At 63.9% G+C, this 19,699-nt stretch carries 16 protein-coding genes and 1 pseudogene; 15 read left to right on the forward strand and 2 right to left on the reverse strand.

All coding sequences use genetic code 11. The features are described 5' to 3' along the window. The first annotated feature begins 59 nt into the window (after nt 1–59). The 11 genes and pseudogenes from HAP54_RS05950 to HAP54_RS06000 all read left to right on the forward strand — a co-directional run bounded on the left by HAP54_RS05950 (nt 60) and on the right by HAP54_RS06000 (nt 13,150). Nucleotides 60–857 (forward strand): ABC transporter ATP-binding protein, encoded by a 798-nt coding sequence (locus HAP54_RS05950; protein WP_166299067.1) that lies wholly within the window; start codon nt 60–62, stop codon nt 855–857. Further along, a complete protein-coding gene (locus HAP54_RS05955) occupies nt 854–1,567 on the forward strand; it encodes an ABC transporter ATP-binding protein (protein WP_029077897.1) in 714 nt (237 codons plus the stop codon). Before HAP54_RS05950 ends, HAP54_RS05955 begins: the two co-directional genes overlap by 4 nt. A 12-nt stretch (nt 1,568–1,579) precedes the next feature. Next, entirely contained in the window at nt 1,580–2,458 is an 879-nt protein-coding gene (locus tag HAP54_RS05960; RefSeq protein WP_029077898.1) for a branched-chain amino acid ABC transporter permease, read from the forward strand. Nucleotides 2,459–2,460: 2 nt separating this feature from the next. Then, nucleotides 2,461–3,483 (forward strand): branched-chain amino acid ABC transporter permease, encoded by a 1,023-nt coding sequence (locus HAP54_RS05965; RefSeq protein ID WP_166299068.1) that lies wholly within the window; start codon nt 2,461–2,463, stop codon nt 3,481–3,483. Nucleotides 3,484–3,512: 29 nt separating this feature from the next. Then, nucleotides 3,513–4,741: pseudogene (locus HAP54_RS05970) on the forward strand (ABC transporter substrate-binding protein). A gap of 117 nt (nt 4,742–4,858) precedes the next feature. Next, nucleotides 4,859–6,085: an ABC transporter substrate-binding protein gene (locus HAP54_RS05975; RefSeq protein WP_166299069.1), complete on the forward strand. Its 1,227-nt coding sequence runs from the start codon at nt 4,859–4,861 to the stop codon at nt 6,083–6,085. A gap of 226 nt (nt 6,086–6,311) precedes the next feature. After that, nucleotides 6,312–7,541, forward strand: a complete 1,230-nt coding sequence (locus tag HAP54_RS05980; protein WP_166299070.1) for an ABC transporter substrate-binding protein — start codon at nt 6,312–6,314, stop codon at nt 7,539–7,541. A gap of 161 nt (nt 7,542–7,702) precedes the next feature. Beyond that, a complete protein-coding gene (locus tag HAP54_RS05985; RefSeq protein ID WP_166299071.1) occupies nt 7,703–8,929 on the forward strand; it encodes an ABC transporter substrate-binding protein in 1,227 nt (408 codons plus the stop codon). A 206-nt stretch (nt 8,930–9,135) separates the two neighbouring features. Next, on the forward strand, nt 9,136–10,362 hold the full coding sequence (locus tag HAP54_RS05990) for an ABC transporter substrate-binding protein (RefSeq protein ID WP_414646185.1): 1,227 nt from the start codon (nt 9,136–9,138) through the stop codon (nt 10,360–10,362). Between the two features lie 259 nt (nt 10,363–10,621). After that, complete coding sequence (locus tag HAP54_RS05995) at nt 10,622–11,785, forward strand: IS4 family transposase (protein WP_166298459.1); 1,164 nt, start codon at nt 10,622–10,624, stop codon at nt 11,783–11,785. A gap of 81 nt (nt 11,786–11,866) precedes the next feature. Continuing rightward, nucleotides 11,867–13,150, forward strand: coding sequence for a glycerate kinase type-2 family protein (locus tag HAP54_RS06000; RefSeq protein WP_166299073.1), 1,284 nt, complete (start codon nt 11,867–11,869; stop codon nt 13,148–13,150). A 202-nt stretch (nt 13,151–13,352) separates the two neighbouring features. Here HAP54_RS06000 and HAP54_RS06005 read toward each other — a convergent pair whose 3' ends face one another. Next, a complete protein-coding gene (locus HAP54_RS06005; protein WP_166299074.1) occupies nt 13,353–14,522 on the reverse strand; it encodes a saccharopine dehydrogenase family protein in 1,170 nt (389 codons plus the stop codon). Nucleotides 14,523–14,858: 336 nt separating this feature from the next. Here HAP54_RS06005 and HAP54_RS06010 point away from each other — a divergent pair, with 336 nt between their 5' ends. Next, complete coding sequence (locus tag HAP54_RS06010; protein WP_166299075.1) at nt 14,859–15,344, forward strand: adenosine-specific kinase; 486 nt, start codon at nt 14,859–14,861, stop codon at nt 15,342–15,344. A gap of 91 nt (nt 15,345–15,435) precedes the next feature. Here the strand turns inward: HAP54_RS06010 and HAP54_RS06015 are convergent, their stop codons facing one another. Further along, nucleotides 15,436–15,954: a MarR family winged helix-turn-helix transcriptional regulator gene (locus HAP54_RS06015; protein ID WP_029077908.1), complete on the reverse strand. Its 519-nt coding sequence runs from the start codon at nt 15,952–15,954 to the stop codon at nt 15,436–15,438. 178 nt (nt 15,955–16,132) lie between these two features. Between HAP54_RS06015 and HAP54_RS06020 the strand changes: the two genes are divergently transcribed. The 3 genes from HAP54_RS06020 to HAP54_RS06030 are packed head-to-tail and all read left to right on the forward strand — an operon-like array spanning nt 16,133 to nt 19,676. After that, entirely contained in the window at nt 16,133–17,173 is a 1,041-nt protein-coding gene (locus HAP54_RS06020) for a branched-chain amino acid ABC transporter permease (RefSeq protein ID WP_166299076.1), read from the forward strand. 5 nt (nt 17,174–17,178) lie between these two features. Next, nucleotides 17,179–18,948 carry an ABC transporter permease subunit gene (locus HAP54_RS06025; RefSeq protein ID WP_166299077.1) on the forward strand — a complete coding sequence of 590 codons (1,770 nt, stop codon included), beginning with the start codon at nt 17,179–17,181 and terminating at the stop codon, nt 18,946–18,948. Further along, nucleotides 18,945–19,676 carry an ABC transporter ATP-binding protein gene (locus tag HAP54_RS06030; protein WP_166299078.1) on the forward strand — a complete coding sequence of 244 codons (732 nt, stop codon included), beginning with the start codon at nt 18,945–18,947 and terminating at the stop codon, nt 19,674–19,676. Before HAP54_RS06025 ends, HAP54_RS06030 begins: the two co-directional genes overlap by 4 nt. Nucleotides 19,677–19,699 lie beyond the last annotated feature (23 nt).

Genomic DNA, 19,699 nt, shown 5'->3' on the forward strand with positions numbered 1-19,699 from the left:
GTCCGGCGAAGCACATCGCAGGGCCGCTCGCACCGCTCGAAGACGGCGGGCGAGACGAGATGACGCAGGCACAGCTCGCGCAGGGGAATGATCCTCTGCTCGCGGTTCGCGACGTCAGCGTCGTGTTCGGCGGCATCATCGCGTTGAACGGCGTGTCGTTCGACATGCGTCATGGACAGATCCTCGGCCTGATCGGGCCGAACGGCGCCGGCAAGACGACGCTGTTCAACTGCCTGTCGCGGCTCTACCAGCCGTCGTCCGGCGACATCCTGATGGAAGGCAAGAGCATCTTGTCGCGCCCGCCGCACCGGATCGCCGAGATCGGCATCGGCCGCACCTTCCAGAACGTCGCGCTGTTCCCCAACCTGTCCGTGCTCGACAATGTGCGCGTCGGCGCGCATGCGCGCACCTCGAGCGACATCGTCAGCGACTCGCTGCGCCTCGCCTGGGTCCGCCGCGGCGAGCACGACATGAACAAGAAGGTGCACGACATCCTCGGCTATCTCGATCTCGAGGACGTCGCCCACACCGTGGTCTCGGGGCTTCCCTTCGGCACCCAGAAGCGGGTCGAGCTGGCGCGCGCTTTGGCCGCGGATCCGAAGATCCTGCTGCTCGACGAGCCGGCCGGCGGCCTCAATCACGAGGAAGTCTACGTGCTCGGCGACCTGATCCGCAAAATCCGCGACGACCGTAAAATTACGGTGTTGCTGGTCGAGCATCACATGGGTCTCGTGATGTCGATCGCCGACCACGTCGTCGCGCTCAATTTCGGCCGCAAGCTTGCCGAAGGCACGCCGGCCCAGGTCCAGGCCGACCCTGATGTCATCAAGGCCTATCTGGGGAGCAAGGACCAATGACAGCGATGCTCAACGTCAAGGACCTGCGCGCCTATTACGGTCAGGTCCAGGCCCTGCACGGCCTCAGTTTCTCGCTCAACGAGGGTTCGTTGACCACGCTGCTCGGCGCCAACGGCGCCGGCAAGACCACCACGCTGCGCGCGATCTGCAACATGGTGCGATCGACCGGCGCGATCGAGTTCGAGGGCAAGCCGATCGGCACCCGTTCTACTGAAAACGTGGTCCGCCTCGGCATTGCCCATGTGCCGCAGGGCCGCGGCACCTTCACCAACATGACGGTGGAGGAAAACCTGCAGCTCGGCGCCATCAGCCGCTCGGACAAGCAGGCGATCGGCTCCGACATCGAGCGGATGTACGAACATTTCCCGGTGCTGAAGCAGCGCTACACCCAGCAGGCCGGCACGCTGTCAGGCGGCGAGCAGCAGATGCTCGCGGTGGCGCGCGCGCTGATGCTGCGGCCGCGGCTGATGCTGCTCGACGAGCCGTCATTCGGCCTCGCCCCGCTGATCGTGCGCGACCTGTTCCGCATCCTCGGCAAGATCAATCGCGAGGAAAAGGTGACCATCCTGGTGGTCGAGCAGAACGCGCAGCTCGCGCTCGAGCTCGCCGACCAGGCCTATGTGATCGAAACTGGACGGATCGTGATGTCGGGCAATGCCAAGGACATCGCGAACAACGAAGACGTCCGCAAATCCTATCTCGGCTACTGAGGAGCTGGCACAATGGAGCTTTTTGCCAACCAGGTCCTGGCCGGCATCGCCACCGGCGCGATCTATGCCTGCATGGCGCTCGCGGTGGTCATGATCTACCAGGCCATCGACCATCTGAATTTCGCCCAGGGCGAAATGGCGATGTTCTCGACCTTCGTGTCCTGGCAGCTGATGCAATGGGGCGTGCCATATTGGGGCGCTTTCGTGCTCACCGTCGCGTTTTCCTTCGCCGCCGGCATTGCGATCGAGCGGCTCTTGTTCAAGCCGCTGGCGAAGGCGCCGATCCTGACCAACGTCGCCGGTTTTATCGCGCTGTATGCGATCATCAACAGCGTCGCCGGCCTTATCTGGGACTTCACCATCAAGCAGTATCCGACGCCGTTCGGCTCTTCCCCGTTCCTCGGCAGCCAGCTGATCTCGACCCACCAGGCCGGCATGATCGGCATTACGCTCTTGATGCTGCTCCTGCTGTTCTTCTTCTTCCGCTTCACCCGGGTGGGTCTTGCGATGCGTGCCGCCGCATCGGTGCCGGAATCGGCGCGGCTGGTCGGCATCAACACCTCGTGGATGATCGCGCTGGGCTGGGGCATGGCCGCGGCGATCGGCTCAATCGCCGGCATGATGATCGCGCCGGTGGTGTTCCTCGAGCCGAACATGATGCTGGGCGTGCTGATCTACGGATTTGCCGCCGCCGTGCTCGGCGGCCTGACCAGCCCGTTCGGTGCCGTGATGGGCGGCTTCCTGGTCGGCATCTTCGAGAACCTCGTCGGCACCTACATCCCCGGCGTCGGCAATGAGCTGAAACTTCCGATCGCGCTTGCGCTGATCATTGTCGTCCTGGTCGTCAAACCGGCAGGCCTGTTCGGTCGCGCCATCGTGAAGCGAGTTTGATCATGAGCGCCGCTGAAGAAGTCGAAGTCGTCACCGAAGGCCAGGCCGTCGAGGCCGTTCCCAAGCGCGCCATGACGCTGGGCTATGGCACGTCGCTCGTCGTGCTCGCCGCGCTGATCCTGATCCCGGTGTTCGTGAAGAACTTCATCATCTTCCAGATGACGATGCTTCTGATCTACGGCCTTGCGGTGATGGCGCTCAACATCCTGACCGGCGGCTCCGGCCAGTTCTCGCTCGGTCAGAGCGCGTTCTACGCCGTCGGCGCCTATACCTCGGCGATCCTGATGGAGCATGTGGGCATGAACTATGCCCTCACGCTGCCGATCGCCGGCATCGTCTGCTTCGGCTTCGGCTTCCTGTTCGGCCAGCCGGCGCTGCGGCTTTCCGGTGTCTATCTGGCGCTCGCCACCTTTGCGCTCGCCACCGCGATGCCGCAGCTTCTGAAGCTGGGCTATTTCGAGCACTGGACTGGCGGCGTGCAGGGTCTCGTGGTCACCAAGCCGGATGCGCCGTTCGGCCTGCCGATGGGGCAGGACATGTGGCTGTATTACTTCACGCTGGTGGTCACGATCGCGATCTATATCGCTTCGGTGAACCTGTTGCGCTCGCGCTCGGGCCGCGCCTTCATGGCGATCCGTGACAACGAGATCGCGGCTTCCGCGATGGGCGTCGACGTCGCGCTTTACAAGACGCTGGCGTTCGGCGTCTCGGCCGGCATCACCGGCGTTGCCGGCGGTCTCGGCGCCATCGCGGTGCAGTTCGTGGCACCCGACGGCTACACCATCCAGCTCGCGATCTCGCTGTTCCTCGGTATGGTGGTCGGCGGCGTCGGCTGGCTGCCCGGCTCGATCGTCGGAAGCGCCTTCATCATCTTCGTGCCCAACATCGCGGAGGGGATTTCCAAGGGCCTCTCCGGCGCTGTGTTCGGCGTGCTGCTGTTCCTCGTCATCTTCCTCGTGCCGCACGGCGCCAGGCAGGTTGCGATCGTTGCCCACCAGCTGGCCGCAAAGCTCAAGAAAAACTAACAGCCTATCGAAGCAAACCAGGAGATATTATGCTTTCTACCGTTCGGATCGCCGCGATTTCCGCGGCGATCGTCGCTGTTGCTGCGACGTCCACTGCCGCATTCGCCCAAAAGAAATATGACACCGGCGCAAGCGATACCGAGATCAAGGTCGGCAACATCATGCCGTATTCGGGACCGGCCTCCGCCTATGGCGTGATCGGCAAGACCGAAGAAGCCTACTTCAAGATGATCAACGATCAGGGTGGCATCAACGGCCGCAAGGTCAGCTTCGTCAGCTATGACGACGCCTATTCGCCGCCGAAGGCGGTCGAGCAGGTGCGCAAGCTGGTCGAGAGCGACGAGGTGCTCGTCGTGTTCAACCCGCTCGGCACGCCGTCGAACACCGCGATCCAGAAGTACCTCAACTCCAAGAAGATCCCGCAGCTGTTCGTCGCCACCGGCGCCACCAAGTGGAACGACCCGAAGAACTTCCCGTGGACCATCGGCTGGCAACCCAGCTACCAGAGCGAAGCGCAGATCTATGCCAAATGGCTGTTGAGGGAGAAGCCCGACGCCAAGGTCGCGATCCTCTATCAGAACGACGATTTCGGCAAAGACTACCTCAAGGGCACCAAGGACGGTTTCGGCGCCAAAGCGGCCTCCAGCATCATCATGGAGGAGAGCTATGAGGTCTCCGAGCCGTCGATCGACGGCCATATCGTCAAGATCAAGGCCGCCAATCCCGACGTGCTCCTGATCTACACCACGCCGAAATTCGGCGCCCAGACCATCAAGAAGACCGCCGAGCTCGGCTGGAAGCCGCTGCAGATCATCACCAACGTGGCGATCTCGGTCGGCAGCGTGATGCAGCCCGCCGGCTTCGAGAACGCCCAGGGCGTGCTCTCGGCCGCCTATGCCAAGGACGGCTCCGACCCGCAATGGGCCAACGATCCCGGCATGAAGAAGTGGAAGCATTCCTCGACAAGTACATGCCGGGCGTCGACAAGACCGACAACGGCGTCGTCTACGGCTATGGCGCCGCGCAGACGCTCGCCAAGGTGCTCGAAATGTGCGGCGACGATCTGACCCGCGCCAACGTCATGAAGCAGGCGGCGAGCCTGAAGGATTTTACGCCGGACACCCTGCTGCCCGGCGTCAAGATCAACACCTCGGCCACCGACTTCGCCCCGATCGCCCAGCTGCAGATGCAGCGCTTCAAGGGCCAGAAATGGGAACTGTTCGGCGAGATCATTTCCGGCGACGTTCCCTCCGAGTAACGCTGCACTGCGGGAATAAAACAACAGCCTCCGCGATCAACGTCGCGGGGGCTTTTTGTTGACGCCCGGCGCCGATGGTATTGAATACACGGCACAAGAATACGAGGTGGGGAAACCATGATTGCCGTACGCCCGTCCCTGACGGCGCTATTGTCCGCATTCGCTCTGATCCTGACGAGCTGCAATGTCGCCTTGGCGCAGAAGGCCTACGACACCGGCGCCAGCGACACCGAGATCAGGATCGGCAACACCGTGCCGTACTCGGGACCCGCCTCGGCCTATGGCGTGATCGGCAGGACCGAGGCGGCCTACTTCAAGATGATCAACGCGTCCGGCGGCATCCGCGGCCGCAAGATCACGTTCATCTCCTATGACGACGGCTACTCGCCGGCCAAGACCGTCGAGCAGGCGCGCAAGCTGGTCGAGGACGACGCGGTGCTGCTGGTGTTCGGCTCGGTCGGCACCTCAAGCAACGCCGCGATCCGAAAGTACATGAACGAGAAGCAGGTGCCGCAGCTGTTCATCGCCTCCGGCGCCTCCAAGTGGAACGACCCCAAGAACTATCCATGGACCATGGGCTGGCAACCGTCCTACCAGGACGAGGCGCGGGTCTACGCAAAATACATCATGAAGCACAAGCCCGACGCCAAGGTCGCCGTGCTCTACCAGAATGACGATTTCGGCAAGGACTACCTCAAGGGACTGAAAGACGCTTTCGGCGACAAGGCCACGATGATCGTCGCCGAAGAGGCCTACGAGACGTCGGAGCCCACAATCGACAATCGCATCATCAAGCTGAAGGCCGCCGGCGCCGACACCTTCGTCAGCGTCACGACGCCGAAATTCGCGGCGCAGGCCATCAAGAAGGCGGCCGAGATCGCGTGGACGCCGCTGCAGTTCGTCGCCAACGTTTCGGCTTCGGTCGGCGGCGTGATGCAGCCGGCGGGCTTCGAGAATTCGCAGGGCATCCTGTCGGCGTCCTACCTCAAGGACGGCGCCGACCCACAATGGGACAAGGATCCCGGCATGGAGAAATTCCTTGCCTTCCTCAAGAAGGATTATCCCGACGCCAACAAGCTCGACGGCGCCACCTCCTTTGGTTACGCCGCCGCGCAGACCATGGTGAAGGTGCTGGAGATGTGCGGTGACGATCTCACCCGCGCCAATATCATGAAGCAGGCCGCGAGCCTGAAGGATTATGTCCCCGACACGCTGCTGCCGGGCATCAGCATCAACACCTCGGCCACCGACTTCGCGCCGATCAAGCAGCTGCGCCTGATGCGGTTCAAGGGCGAGAGGTGGGAGCTGTTCGGTGACATCATTTCGAGCAATCTGAGCAACTAGGACGACGCACGACCTCAACGCAAATGCTTCGCGTGTATCGCGAGGCGCTTCAGCAACGCAGGTTTTCCTCGCAACGCGTTCGACTAAATGACGCCCTCCGCGGCACCGCCGCGGGGGGCTTCCTGTTGCTGGCACCAGGCGAAAGGTATTCAATGTCGCGAGGGGCCGCGAAGTGCTCCCATTCCAAAAATCGTGACACATTCATCGTGATCCAAGGGAGATCAAAATGCCTGCTATCCACTTGCGATTGGGGGCCATTTCGGCTGCCCTCGCACTGCTCGCGGCGGCCACGAGCCCCGCCATCGCGCAGAAGAAATACGACACCGGCGCCAGCGACACCGAGATCAAGATCGGCAACATCATGCCCTACAGCGGAGCAGCCTCCGCCTATGGCGTGATCGGCAAGACCGAGGAGGCCTATTTCCGCAAGGTCAACGCCGAGGGCGGCATCAACGGCCGCAAGGTCACCTTCATCAGCTACGACGACGCCTACACGCCGCCGAAGACCGTCGAGCAGGCGCGCAAGCTCGTCGAGAGCGATGAGGTGCTGATCATCTTCAATTCGCTCGGCACGCCGCCGAACTCGGCGATCCAGAAATACATGAACCAGAAGAAGGTGCCGCAACTGTTCGTCGCCACCGGGGCCACCAAGTGGAACGACCCGAAGGAATTCCCCTGGACCATGGGCTGGCAGCCCAACTACCAGAGCGAGTCCATCATCTATGCGAAGTACATCCTGAAGAACAAGCCGGACGCCAGGATCGCGGTGCTCTACCAGAACGACGATTACGGCAAGGACTATCTGAAGGGATTCAAGGACGGGCTCGGCGCCAAGGCCGCCTCGATGATCGTCGCTGAGGACAGCTACGAGGTGACCGAGCCAACCATCGATTCCCACATCGTCAGGCTCAAGGCCACCGGCGCCGACGTATTCTTCAACATCACGACGCCGAAATTCGCGGCGCAGGCCATCAAGAAGAACAACGAGCTCGGCTGGAAGCCGCTGCATTTCCTCAACAACGTCTCCTCGTCGATCGGCAGCGTGATCAAGCCGGCGGGCTTCGAGAACGCCCAGGACATCATCTCGTCGCAATATCTGAAGGATCCGACCGATCCGCAGTGGAAGACCGACAAGGGCATGATCGCCTGGAACCAGTTCCTGGATAAGTACTACCCTGAAGCAAACCGCGCCGACGCGTCCGTGATGTACGCGTACACCGTCGCGCAGGGCCTCGAGCACGTGCTGCGGGCGTGCGGCGACAATCTGACGCGCGAGAACATCATGAAGCAGGCCGCCGGCATCCGCGACCTCGAGCTCGGCGGCCTGTTGCCGGGCGTCAAGGTCAACACCTCGGCGACCGACTTCGCGCCGCTTTCGCAACTGCAACTGATGCGGTTCAAGGGCGAGACCTGGGAGCGATTTGGTGAAATTTTGAGCGGCGACGTCGGCGGCTAACCCGAAATTGTCGACTAAAGACGAGAGCCCCTGCGGCGTTGTCGCAGGGGCTTTTCATTGAGACCGACCGCCTAAAATGCTAATCACTACAGCCAAATAAGAGAGCCCTCGAAACAAGGGGGCCGCGACACATCCGTCTGACAACAGGGAGAGAGACATCAATGTCCGCTACCACTAGACTTGCGGTCCTCGGGGCCGCGCTCGCGCTCGTCGCCACGTCCGGCAGCGCCGCGTTTGCCCAGAAAAAATACGACACCGGCGCCAGCGACACCGAAATCAAGATCGGCAATATCATGCCCTACAGCGGACCCGCATCCGCCTACGGCATCATCGGCCGCACCGAGGCCGCCTATTTCAAGAAGATTAACGACGCCGGCGGCATCAACGGCCGCAAGATCAACTTCATCTCCTACGATGACGCCTATTCGCCGCCGAAAGCCGTGGAGCAGGCCCGCAAGCTGGTCGAGAGCGACGAGGTGCTGCTGATCTTCAACTCGCTCGGCACGCCGTCCAACTCGGCGATCCAGAAATACATGAACTCCAAGAAGGTGCCGCAGCTGTTCGTCGCCACCGGCGCCACCAAGTGGAATGACCCGAAGGACTTCCCCTGGACCATGGGCTGGCAGCCCAACTACCAGAGCGAGACCCAGATCTACGCAAAATACATTCTGAAGAACATGCCGAACGCCAAGATCGCGGTGCTGTTCCAGAATGACGATTACGGCAAAGACTATCTGAAGGGTCTCAAGGACGGCCTTGGCCAGAAGGCCGCCAGCATGATCGTCGCCGAAGAGAGCTTCGAGACTTCCCAGCCCACGATCGACAGCAACATCGTCAAGCTGAAGTCCAGCAACGCCGACGTCTTCATCGACATCGCGACGCCGAAATTCGCGGCGCAGGCGATCAAGAAGATTGCCGAGATCGGCTGGAAGCCGACCCACTTCCTCAACAACGTGTCGGCCTCGGTCGGCAGCGTGATCAAGCCGGCCGGCTTCGAGAACGCGCAGGACATCATCTCCGCCGCCTATCTGAAGGACGCCTCCGACAAGCAGTGGGACAATGATCCCGGCATGAAGGAATTCTACGCCTTCATGGCCAAGGACTTCCCCGAGGGCGACAAGCTCGACGGCGGCACCGTGGTCGGCTTCGGCGTGGCCCAGACCCTGGTTCAGGTGCTCAAGCAGTGCGGCGACAACCTCACCCGCGAGAACATCATGAAGCAGGCGGCGAACCTGCAGGACTTCCGCACCGAGGTGCTGCTGCCCGGCATCAAGATCAACACCGCCGCGAATGATTTCGCCCCGATCAGCCAGCTGCAGCTGATGAAGTTCAAGGGCGGGAAATGGGAACTGTTCGGTGACGTCATCAGCGCAGACGTCGGCGGCTGATTTCCCGCAAATTGCCGGCTGAGAATGGCCCCCTGCGATACCGTCGCAGGGGGCTTTTCATTAGCCGGGGCACCCGCCCGCCGACCCGGGCGCGGGCGCGGGCGCGGGCGATGCCGCTTACACTTTGCCCGGCAATGCGCTAGGAAATCCCGCAAGAAACCGCCCCTCGCGCGGCGGCAACAACAAGGAGCTTTCGGGAAATGCCGATGCCGATCCGACACCGTGTCGCAACCGCCCTGCTCGGCCTCGCCGTCGCCACCGCGGCCGGCAATGCCGCATGGGCGCAGAAGAAATACGACACCGGCGCGAGCGATACCGAGATCAAGATCGGCAACATCGTGCCCTATAGCGGCCCGGCGTCGGCCTATGGCGTGGTCGGCAAGGCGATGGCCGCCGTGTTCAAGAAGGTCAACGACGACGGCGGCATCAACGGGCGCAAGATCAACTTCGTTTCCTATGACGACGCCTATTCGCCGCCGAAGGCCGTGGAGCAGGCCCGCAAGCTGGTCGAGAGCGACGAGGTGCTGTTCCTGTTCGGCACGCTCGGCACCGCCTCCAACACCGCGATCCAGAAGTATCTCAACGCCAAGAAGGTGCCGCAGCTGTTCGTCGCCACCGGCGCCACCAAGTGGAACGATCCGAAGAGCTTCCCCTGGACCATGGGCTGGCTGCCCAGCTACCAGAGCGAGTCGCGCATCTACGCGAAATATCTGCTCAAGGAGAAGCCGGCCGCCAAGGTCGCGGTGCTCTACCAGAACGACGACATGGGCAAGGACTACCTCAAGGGCCTCGAGGACGGCTTCGCCAGCGATCCGGTGCGGATCGCCGCCAAGGAGAGCTACGAGGTCGCCGAACCGACCATCGATTCCCATGTGGTGCGGCTGAAATCCTCCAACCCTGATGTCATCATCTTCTTCACCACGCCGAAATTCGGCGCCCAGGCGATCAAGAAGCTCGGCGAGATGAACTGGAAGCCGGTGACGATCGTGTCCAACGTCTCGGCCTCCACCGCGACGGTGATGCGTCCGGCCGGGCTCGAAAATGCGCAGGGCGTGATCTCGGCGGCCTACGCCAAGGACGCCAGCGATCCGCAATGGAAGGACGACGCCGGCATGAAGGCGTTCGACGATCTGCTCGCCAAATACATGCCCGACACCAACCGCGTCGATGCCTCGGCGATGACGGGCTACAACATGGCGAGCACGATGGTCGAGGTGCTGCGCCGCTGCGGCGACGACCTCACCCGCGACAACGTGATGAAGCAGGCGGCAAGCCTGAAGCAGTTTGCGCAGGGCGGCCTGCTGCCCGGCGTCACGCTGAGTACAAGTCCCGACGACTTCCAGCCGATCGAGCAACTGCAACTGATGCAGTTCAAGGGCGAGCGCTGGCAATTGTTCGGCGACGTCATCAGCGGCGAAGTCGTCGGAAACTAGAGACGGAACGGAGCTTGTTTCGATTGGAGGCAACGCACCTTCCTTCACCTCTCCCGCTTGCGGGGGAGGTCGGATCGCATCAAAGATGCGATCCGGGTGGGGGCTTTCTCCACCACATGACTCGCGGAGACACCCCCACCCTAACCCTCCCCCACAAGCGCAGGGCTGTCCGGGGAATGATTCACTGTGTCGCGGTGCATGCTCGGCAAAACCGAGGCAAATCGGTCTTTTCTGGTTGTCGAGACACAGAAGGCCGAGCATGCGATTTCGCGATAGCATTTTTAGTAGGCTGCTTGAACCGATCAATCGGCGGCAGTTTCAGACGGCTGTGGATCGTCTGGACGGGGATGCCTACGACAAGTCGTTCAAGAGCTGGGATCACCTGGTAGCGCTGATCTATGCGCAGTTGAGCGGGAACAACAGCCTGCGCGCCGTGGTGACCGGCTTCAACGCCAATCCTCAGCATCACTATCATCTGGGCACCGGCAGGTTGTCCCGCTCGACGCTGTCGGATGCCAATACCCGCCGCCCGTCCAGCATTTTTGCGCAAACCTTTGCACGATTGTCGGCGATGGCAAGCCGGCAGTTGCGGGGCGAAGGCAAGGAGATGGTGCGCCTGATCGACGCCAGTCCGATCCCGCTTGGCAAAGTTTGCACCTGGGCGGTGTGGAACGGCCGCATCCGCGGCATGAAGCTGCACGTGGTCTACGATCCCAAGGGCGATATCCCGAAGTGCGTCGAGGTGACGGCTGCCAACGTCAACGATATCGAGATCGGTCGCCAGACTCCGATCCAGGCCGGCACAACCTACGTGTTCGACAAGGGATATTGCCGTTTCGACTGGTGGCAGAAGATCAATGATAGCAAGGCTTTCTTCGTGACCCGGCCGAAGACGAGCATCCGGCTACGCGCGGTCAGGCATCGCACCATCCGCAACAGCAAGGGGGACGGCTTCAGGATCATCGTCGACGACGAGGTGAAGCTCACCAGTAAGGGCGACTCGCGTTTGCCGATACCGCTGCGGCGCATCAAGGTCAGGCGGGAGAACGGCGGCGTGATCACGCTTCTCACCAACGATACGACCCGAACGGCCGTCGAGATCGCCGCCCTCTACAAGAGCCGGTGGCAGATCGAACTGCTGTTCCGCTGGATCAAGCAGCACCTCGACATCCGCAAGTTCCTCGGCACCAACGACAATGCAATCCGCCTGCAAGTGCTTGCTGCGATGATTGCCTACCTACTGTTGCGCATTGCCGCGCGGACCAACTGCATCAAAATGCTGCCGCTCAGGCTCGCCGAACTCGTCAGCCAGTTCCTGTTCACCCGGCGAGCCTTCGCCAGCATCGACAAGCCTCCGCCAATCAACCCTAGCCGCCGCAAATGCAGAACGCCCCTCAACCAGATGGAACTCTGCTATGGTTGAATTTCCCCGGACAGCCCTGCCACAAGCGGGAGAGGGAAGGCAGTCCCATCGTGGCGCCTCCCCTTTCAAGAAAGCAAAGCCATGACCGACCGTCGTCCTTTCCTGCGTTCGATCTTTGATGCCGCGGTGGCGGCTGCGCATCCCGATGTCGTGCTGGCATCGCGGCTGCGGCCGGCGCCGAAGGGACGCGTGATCTGCCTCGCCGCCGGCAAGGGCGCCGGCGCCATGGCCGCGGCGGCGGAACGGCACTATCTCGACACGCTCGGCCTTGCGCCATCGCGGCTGGTCGGCATCGCCACCACCCGCCATGGCCATGGCGTGCCGACCCGCCGGATCAAGGTGATCGAGGCCGGCCACCCGGTGCCGGATGAGGCCGGCCTGCGGGCGGCCGACGATACGCTGCGGCTCGCCGCCGAGGCGACGGCGGACGATCTCCTGCTGGTGCTGCTGACCGGCGGCGGTTCGGCGAACTGGATCGCGCCGGTCGAGGGCGTGAGCTTCGCCCAGAAGCAGCAGGTCAACCGCGCGCTGCTGCGCTCCGGCGCGCCGATCGGCGAGATGAACATCGTCCGCAAGCATCTGTCGCGGATCAAGGGCGGACGGCTGGCGCGCGCCGGCCAGCACGCCGCCGAGATCGTCACGCTGGCGATCTCGGACGTGCCGCATGACGATCCCTCCGCGATCGCCTCGGGCCCGACGGTACCGGATCCGACCACGCTGGCGGATGCGCGCGCGCTGGTCGCCAGATACAATCTCTCCGTCGATGATGCGGTCCGCCACGCGCTTGACGATCCCAGGAACGAGAGCTGCAAGCCCGGCGATCCCGCCTTTGCGCGGGCGACGTTCGAACTGCTGGCGAAGCCGAAGGCCTCGATCGATGCCGCGGTGAAGGTCGCGCAGGACGCCGGCTATGAGACCATCGCGCTTGGCGCCGATCTCGAAGGCGAGGCCCGCGACGTCGCGGCCGAGCACGCGCGGCTCGCGCTGAAGGCACGCAGCGAAGGCAGGCGGGTCGCAATCATCTCCGGAGGCGAGCTCACGGTGACCGTGCGCGGCAACGGCCGCGGCGGGCCCAACCAGGAATACGCGCTGGCGCTCGCCGATCTGCTCAAGGATGTGCCCGACATCTCGGCGCTCGCCGCCGATACCGACGGCGCCGATGGCGGCGCCGGCAGCGCCACCGACCCCGCCGGGGCCGTGATCGATCAGGCGACATTCGCGAAGATGAAATCGACCGGCCTCGATCCGAGGGCCTATCTCGAGAACAATGACGCCACGGGCTTCTTCGCGCAGACCGGGGACTTGCTGCTGACCGGGCCGACGCTGACCAACGTCAACGATGTGCGCGTGATCCTGGTGGATTGATCCATCGTCATTCCGGGGGGATGCGTAGCATCGACCCCGGAATCTCACTCGACCACCTGTGGATTCGGGGTTTGCGCTGACGCGCGCCCCGGAATGGCGCGTAACCATCCAGTCATTGCATGACGGGCTCCGCGACTTGTCCGCCGAAACCTTGGCGATGGCGCAAGCAACCCAGCACGCCGCCCCAATTCTGCGTGCGACCTCAACGCGCGCTGAAAGTGAGGCCGGCACGCGCCTTCAGACGCTCGCGCAAGGCCGGCCCCATCAGCGCGCCTGGCGTCCAGATGCCGCCCTCGCCCTGCACGTCGCGCACGAGGCAGAGTGCGCTCTCGGCGATCATCTTGCTGGTCGAGCCATAGCCCGGATCGCGGTCGCCGGTGACGACGGCCTCGACCCGTCCGCCATCCGGCACCTCGCCCAGAAAGAAGATGTCGTAGAAGCCCCTCTCGCGCGCTTCTCGGGTCGGGCCTGCGCCGCGTTTGAGACCGCCGGTCCCGAACAAGGACACCACCGTGGCGAACGCCTCCGTCGTCACGCTCGCGATGTCCCCAAGTCCCGGCGCCACCATCATCTCGTCATAAACGAAGTCCCTGCCGTAGGGATGTCCCAACAGGAAGTTCGTGCGGTGCACGTTCTTGGTGTTGATCGGCGCCATCGGGAACGGCACGAGCCACGCGTGCATGCTCGTGTCATATTCGGGGACGAGACCCGACGGCTGAGACGGCCCGGTGAAGCCCGGCGTCAACGCGAACGGATCGGTCAGCAACCGGATCAGGGCCGGGTCGCGCGCCGCGGCGGCCAGCGTCGCCTGAGCGCTCGCCGCGGTCCCACCGGACATGCCGCCCTTCACCTTGCGCAGACGGGCCTTGACCCGCCGCGCCGGGCGTCCGAATTTCTCGCGCGCTTTCTCCTGCAACGTGAGCACACCGAGGTCGAACGGGATGGAATCGAAGCCACAGGAGAAGACGATGCGCGCGCCGGTCCGTTTCGCCTCTTCGTGATGGACGTCGATCATGCGCCGCATCCAGCCCGGTTCGCCGCAAAGATCAACATAGGCCGTGCCGGTGGCCGCGCAGGCCGCCACTAGCTCGGGACCGTGAAGCTGATAAGGCCCGACCGTGGTGACGACCACGGCCGCGCGCTCGCACATCGAACGCAGGCTGGCCGGCTCGGCCGCATCCGCCTTCACCAACGGCAAATCGTCCGGTGCGCCGATGTCGGCACGGATCTTCTGGAGTTTGTCGGTCGAGCGTCCCGCAATTGCCCAGGACGGAGCATCGTCCCCGCGATAGGATGTCGCCAGATATTCGGCGATGAGACGGCCGGTGTAACCCGTCGCGCCATAGACGATGAGGTCGAAGTCCCGCTTCACGGCGTTGATCCTCCTCGAGCCCCCCCCGGAAGCGATCCCTTCAGATCCGTTAGCAAACGCTCGGTACGCTTCGCGGCCACTTTGGCGAGGGGCCATGCAACATTCGGGCGCACCATGTCGCGCTTGACGGAGGATACCACAGTTCCCGCCCTTGGGCGCGCAACCCTCCCGGCGATTTCCGGCCTTCCCTTGAGAGCCGTCGTGAGTACGGATGCTGGGTCTGGTCGGCGTGAGCCGGAAGCAGACAGCCGGCACATTTGACCGCCTGTGGCCGCTTGCAAACGCCCTCCGACGGCCTACCATGAATTGGGGAGCTCACCGTGCAGGAGCGAAGCCATGGAACTCACCGTGGTGCCCATCGTCAAGCCGGATGAGACCAACTTCATCTTCGGCCAGTCGCATTTCATCAAGACCGTGGAAGACCTTCACGAAGCGCTGGTGGGCGCGGTACCGCGCATCCGCTTCGGGGTGGCTTTCTGCGAGGCCTCCGGCAAGCGGTTGGTGCGCTGCTCCGGTAACGACGACGCCTCGTTCGCCCTGGCACGCGACAACGCATTGGCGATCGGCGCCGGTCACACCTTCCTGATTTTCCTCGGCGACGGGTTCTTTCCCGTTAACGTGCTGGCGGCGGTGCGCGCGGTGCCGGAGGTCTGCCACATCTATTGCGCGACGGCCAATCCTACACAGGTGATCGTCGCGCAGACGGAGCTCGGGCGCGGCGTGCTCGGCGTGGTGGATGGCGCCTCGCCGCTCGGTGTCGAGACCGACGCCGACATAGCGTGGCGGAAGGATCTGCTGCGAAACATCGGCTACAAGCTTTAGAGACCGCGATGGGTTCGTCGCTTGGCGGCGCCCGCATGTCGGATATGTATCAACCCAGCGTCATTGCGAGCGGATGGGCCGTCACGCTCCCTCAAAACTCCTGCGCGAGCTTCGCCAGCATCTCCAGCAACGCGGCGTGGTTGGCGGGGCCGAGCACCTCGATCAGCCGCGCCTCGTGCTTGTTGGCGACTAGCTTCTTGGCGCGCGCCAGCACGGCACGGCCCCTGTCGGTCAGGACCAGGATGTGGGAGCGGCGGTCGTTGGTGGAGCGCATCCGTGCGCAAAGGTCGCGGCTCTCCAGCGCGTCGAGCATGGCGACGAAATTCGGCCTGAGGATGCCGAGCGTGTTGGCGATCTCGGTCTGGTTGCGGCCCGGATTCTTGTCGAGCAGCAGCAGCACCGAGAACTGCGCCGGCGTCAGCTGCAGCGGCGCGACGCAGCGCAGGAAGTCCTCGAAGACCTTGAGCTGCGCACGCTTCAGCGAATAGCCGAGCAGTCCGGACAGTTCGCCCAGTTGCAGCATGCTGTCGTCCCCGGCAGGATCGACCGGTTCCCTGCGCAGGGCACGCGGTGATCGGACGGCATCGGCGGCGGTCTTGGAAACAGTCATCGCTCCAGGCTCGCAATCCCGGTACAAAAACCCCGCGGGACGCTCGGGGACCTTGAGATTATATCTAATAATCGTTATGCACTATATCAAATATCGGCACCTATCAACAGCCGATATCGGCCGACCCGACCGGCACAACCGGTTGCGGCGGTCCGACGCCTAAGGGGAGCGCTCGGCCTTGAACACAACGATCATGCTGTTCCTGCTGCAGGACGGCATCACCAATGGCGCGATCTACGCACTGCTCGGGCTGGCCCTGGTGCTGGTGTTCGCGGTCACGCGGGTCATCCTGATCCCGCAGGGCGAATTCGTGACCTACGGCGCGCTGAGCTACGCCATGCTGGCGACCGGCCAGGTGCCCGGCACGGTGCGGCTAGCCGTCGCGATGGGCCTCGTCGCCTTCGCCCTCGACCTGTTCTTCGCCCGCAAGGCGCTGCATGCGCGGCTGGTGATGCGCTCCGTCGCGCTCAACATCGTCTTCCCCTTCGCGCTGCTCGGCCTCGTTTACGCCCTGGTTGGTCCCAACACGCCGGTCGCCGTCAACATTGCACTGGCGCTCCTGATCGTGGCGGCGATCGGTGTCTTCCTCTACCGCATCGCTTTCCAGCCGATTGCGCACACCTCGGTGCTGGTGCTCCTGATTGCCTCGGTCGGCTGCCACCTTGCGCTGCAGGGCCTGGGCCTGGTGTTCTTCGGCGCCGAAGGCCTGCGCGCCCCGGCGCTGTCGAATGCCGCGCTGACCGCGGGCCCGCTGCGCTTCACCGGCCAGAGCCTCGCCGTCTACGCCTTGACGGTCGGCTTCATCGTCGCGCTGTGGCTGTTCTTCGGCTACACCAAGACCGGCAAGGCGCTGCGCGCCACCGCGGTCAACCGCCTCGGCGCCCGCCTGGTCGGCATCCGCACCACGCTGTCGGGCCAGATCGCATTCCTGCTCGCCTCCGTGATCGGCGCCATCTCCGGCATCCTGATCGTGCCGATCACCACGCTCTATTACGACACCGGCTTCCTGATCGGCCTGAAGGGCTTCATCGCCGCCATCATCGGGGGCCTGGTCAGCTATCCCCTGACCGCGGTCGCCGCCATCGTGGTCGGCATCGTCGAGGCCTTCTCATCGTTCTACGCCAGCAATTTCAAGGAAGTCATCGTGTTCACGCTGATCCTCCCCGTGCTCGTGTTGCGCTCGCTTGCAGCGCCCGCGGTCGAAGAAGAGAAGGATTGAGCGCGATGACGCAGCGGCTCCCTCTCATCATCTTCGCGCTCGTGCTGGCGGTGATCCCGCTTCTCCCGGGCATTCCGCCGTTCTGGATCGTGCTGCTCGACAATATCGGGCTCGCCGCGCTGGTCGCGATGGGGCTGGTGCTGCTCACCGGCGTCGGCGGCCTCACCTCGTTCGGGCAGGCCGCGTTCTGCGGTTTCGGTGCCTACACCACGGCGGTGCTGACCACCGCCTATGGCGTCTCGCCCTGGCTGGCGCTGCCGGCTTCGCTCGTGGTCAGCGGCATTGCGGCGGTTCTGCTCGGCATCGTCACGGTGCGGCTGTCGGGCCATTATCTGCCGCTCGGCACCATCGCCTGGGGCATCGGCCTGTTCTATCTGTTCAGCAAGCTCGAATTCCTCGGCCGCAATGACGGGATCTCAGGCATTCCGCCACTCTCGATCGGCTCGTTCAAGATGCTGAGCCCGGATACGATCTACTACGCGATCTGGGTCGCGGTGCTGATCGCTGCGCTGCTGACCATGAACCTCCTGGACTCCCGCACCGGGCGCGCGATCCGCGCCTTGCGGCGCGGCCATGTCGCAGCCGAAGCGTTCGGCGTGCAGACACCGCGCGCCAAGCTCCTGGTGTTCATCTATGCAGCGGTGCTGGCCGGCCTGTCCGGCTGGCTCTATGCGCATTTCCAGCGCGCCGCCAACCCGACGCCGTTCGGCGCGCAGGCCGGCATCGAGTATCTGTTCATCGCCGTCGTCGGCGGCGCCGGTTACGTCTGGGGCGCCGTGCTCGGCGCCGGCATCGTCGTGATCCTTAAGGAGGTGCTGCAGAGCTACCTGCCCTACATCTTCGGCGGGCAGAGCCAGCTCGAGACCATCGTGTTCGGCATCATGCTGGTGCTGCTGCTGCAGCTCGCGCCATCAGGCGTCTGGCCCTGGCTGATGTCGCGGCTGCCGTTCAAGCCGGCCCGCAAGACGCCGGACACATCGCTGAAGCTGGAGCATCGCGAGCGCGCGCCCGGTTCGTCTTCGGTGCTGTTGCACATCGACAAGGCGCGCAAGCAGTTCGGCGGCGTGGTCGCGGTGAACGACGTTTCGTTCGACGTCAACGCCCGCGAGATCGTCGCGCTGATCGGCCCGAACGGCGCCGGCAAGAGCACGACCTTCAACCTGATCACCGGCGTCCTGACCGCAACCGGCGGCAAGATCTCCGTGCTCGGCAAGGAAGTGGAGAACGCACCGCCCCAGGAAGTGGTCAAGCTCGGCGTTTCCAGAACCTTCCAGCACGTCAAGCTGGTGCCCGACATGACCGTACTCGAGAACGTCGCGATCGGCGCGCATCTACGTGGGAATTCCGGTGCGATCTCCAGCATGCTGCGGCTCGACCGCGCGGATGAGGCAAAACTGCTGGCGGAGGCCGCGCGGCAGATCGCGCGCGTCGGCCTGTCCGACCAGATCGACCAACTCGCGGGCTCGCTGTCGCTCGGCCAGCAGCGCATCGTCGAGATTGCGCGTGCGCTGTGCGTCGATCCGATGCTGCTGTTGCTCGACGAACCGGCCGCCGGCCTGCGCCATATGGAGAAGCAGCGGCTCGCCGCGCTGCTGCGCCAATTGCGCGACGGCGGCATGTCGGTGCTGCTGGTCGAGCACGACATGGGGTTCGTGATGGATCTCGCCGACCGCATCGTGGTGCTGGATTTCGGTACCAAGATCGCCGAAGGCACGCCGGCCGCGATCAAGCGCAATCCCGACGTCATCAAGGCCTATCTCGGAGCCGCCGCATGAGTGCGCTGCTGTCGGTTACCGACGTCCACATCGCCTACGGCAAGGTCGAGGCCGTGCGCGGCGTCTCACTCGACGTCGCCGAAAACGAGATCGTCACCATCATCGGCGCCAACGGCGCCGGCAAGACCACCCTGCTCAACGCCATCATGGGCGTGCTGCCCCTGAAGGGCCGCACCACCTTCGCCGGCGTCGACATGGCACCATTGGACATCGAGGACCGCGTCGCCACGGGCCTGAGCCTGGTGCCCGAGCATCGCGAGTTGTTCGGCACCATGAACGTCGAGGACAATCTCGAGCTCGGCGCCTTCCGGATCGCGAAGGCAACCGCAGCCGTTTCGCTGGAGCGGGTCTACACGCTGTTTCCGCGGCTCAAGGAGCGGCGCAAGCAGCTCGCCGGCACGCTGTCCGGCGGCGAACAGCAGATGCTGGCGATGGGCCGCGCGCTGATGGGCGCGCCGAAGCTCTTGATGCTGGACGAGCCGAGCCTCGGGCTTGCCCCGATCATCGTCGCCGACATCTTCCGCATCGTCGGCGAGCTCCGCTCGGCCGGCGTCTCGGTGCTGCTGGTCGAACAGAATGCCCAGGCCGCACTGCAGATCGCCGACCGCGCCTATGTGATGGAGCTCGGCGAATTCGTGCTCTCAGGCCCGGCCAAGGAGATCGCCGCCAACAAGGGCGTCGCCGCGAGCTATCTCGGCTTCCAGCACGAAGGCGAGAGCGCGGTTTAGACAGCGAAGCCGGCCTTCTTTCG

The organism is Bradyrhizobium sp. 2S1 (assembly GCF_011516625.5).
In the GTDB taxonomy this organism is placed as follows: domain Bacteria; phylum Pseudomonadota; class Alphaproteobacteria; order Rhizobiales; family Xanthobacteraceae; genus Bradyrhizobium; species Bradyrhizobium septentrionale.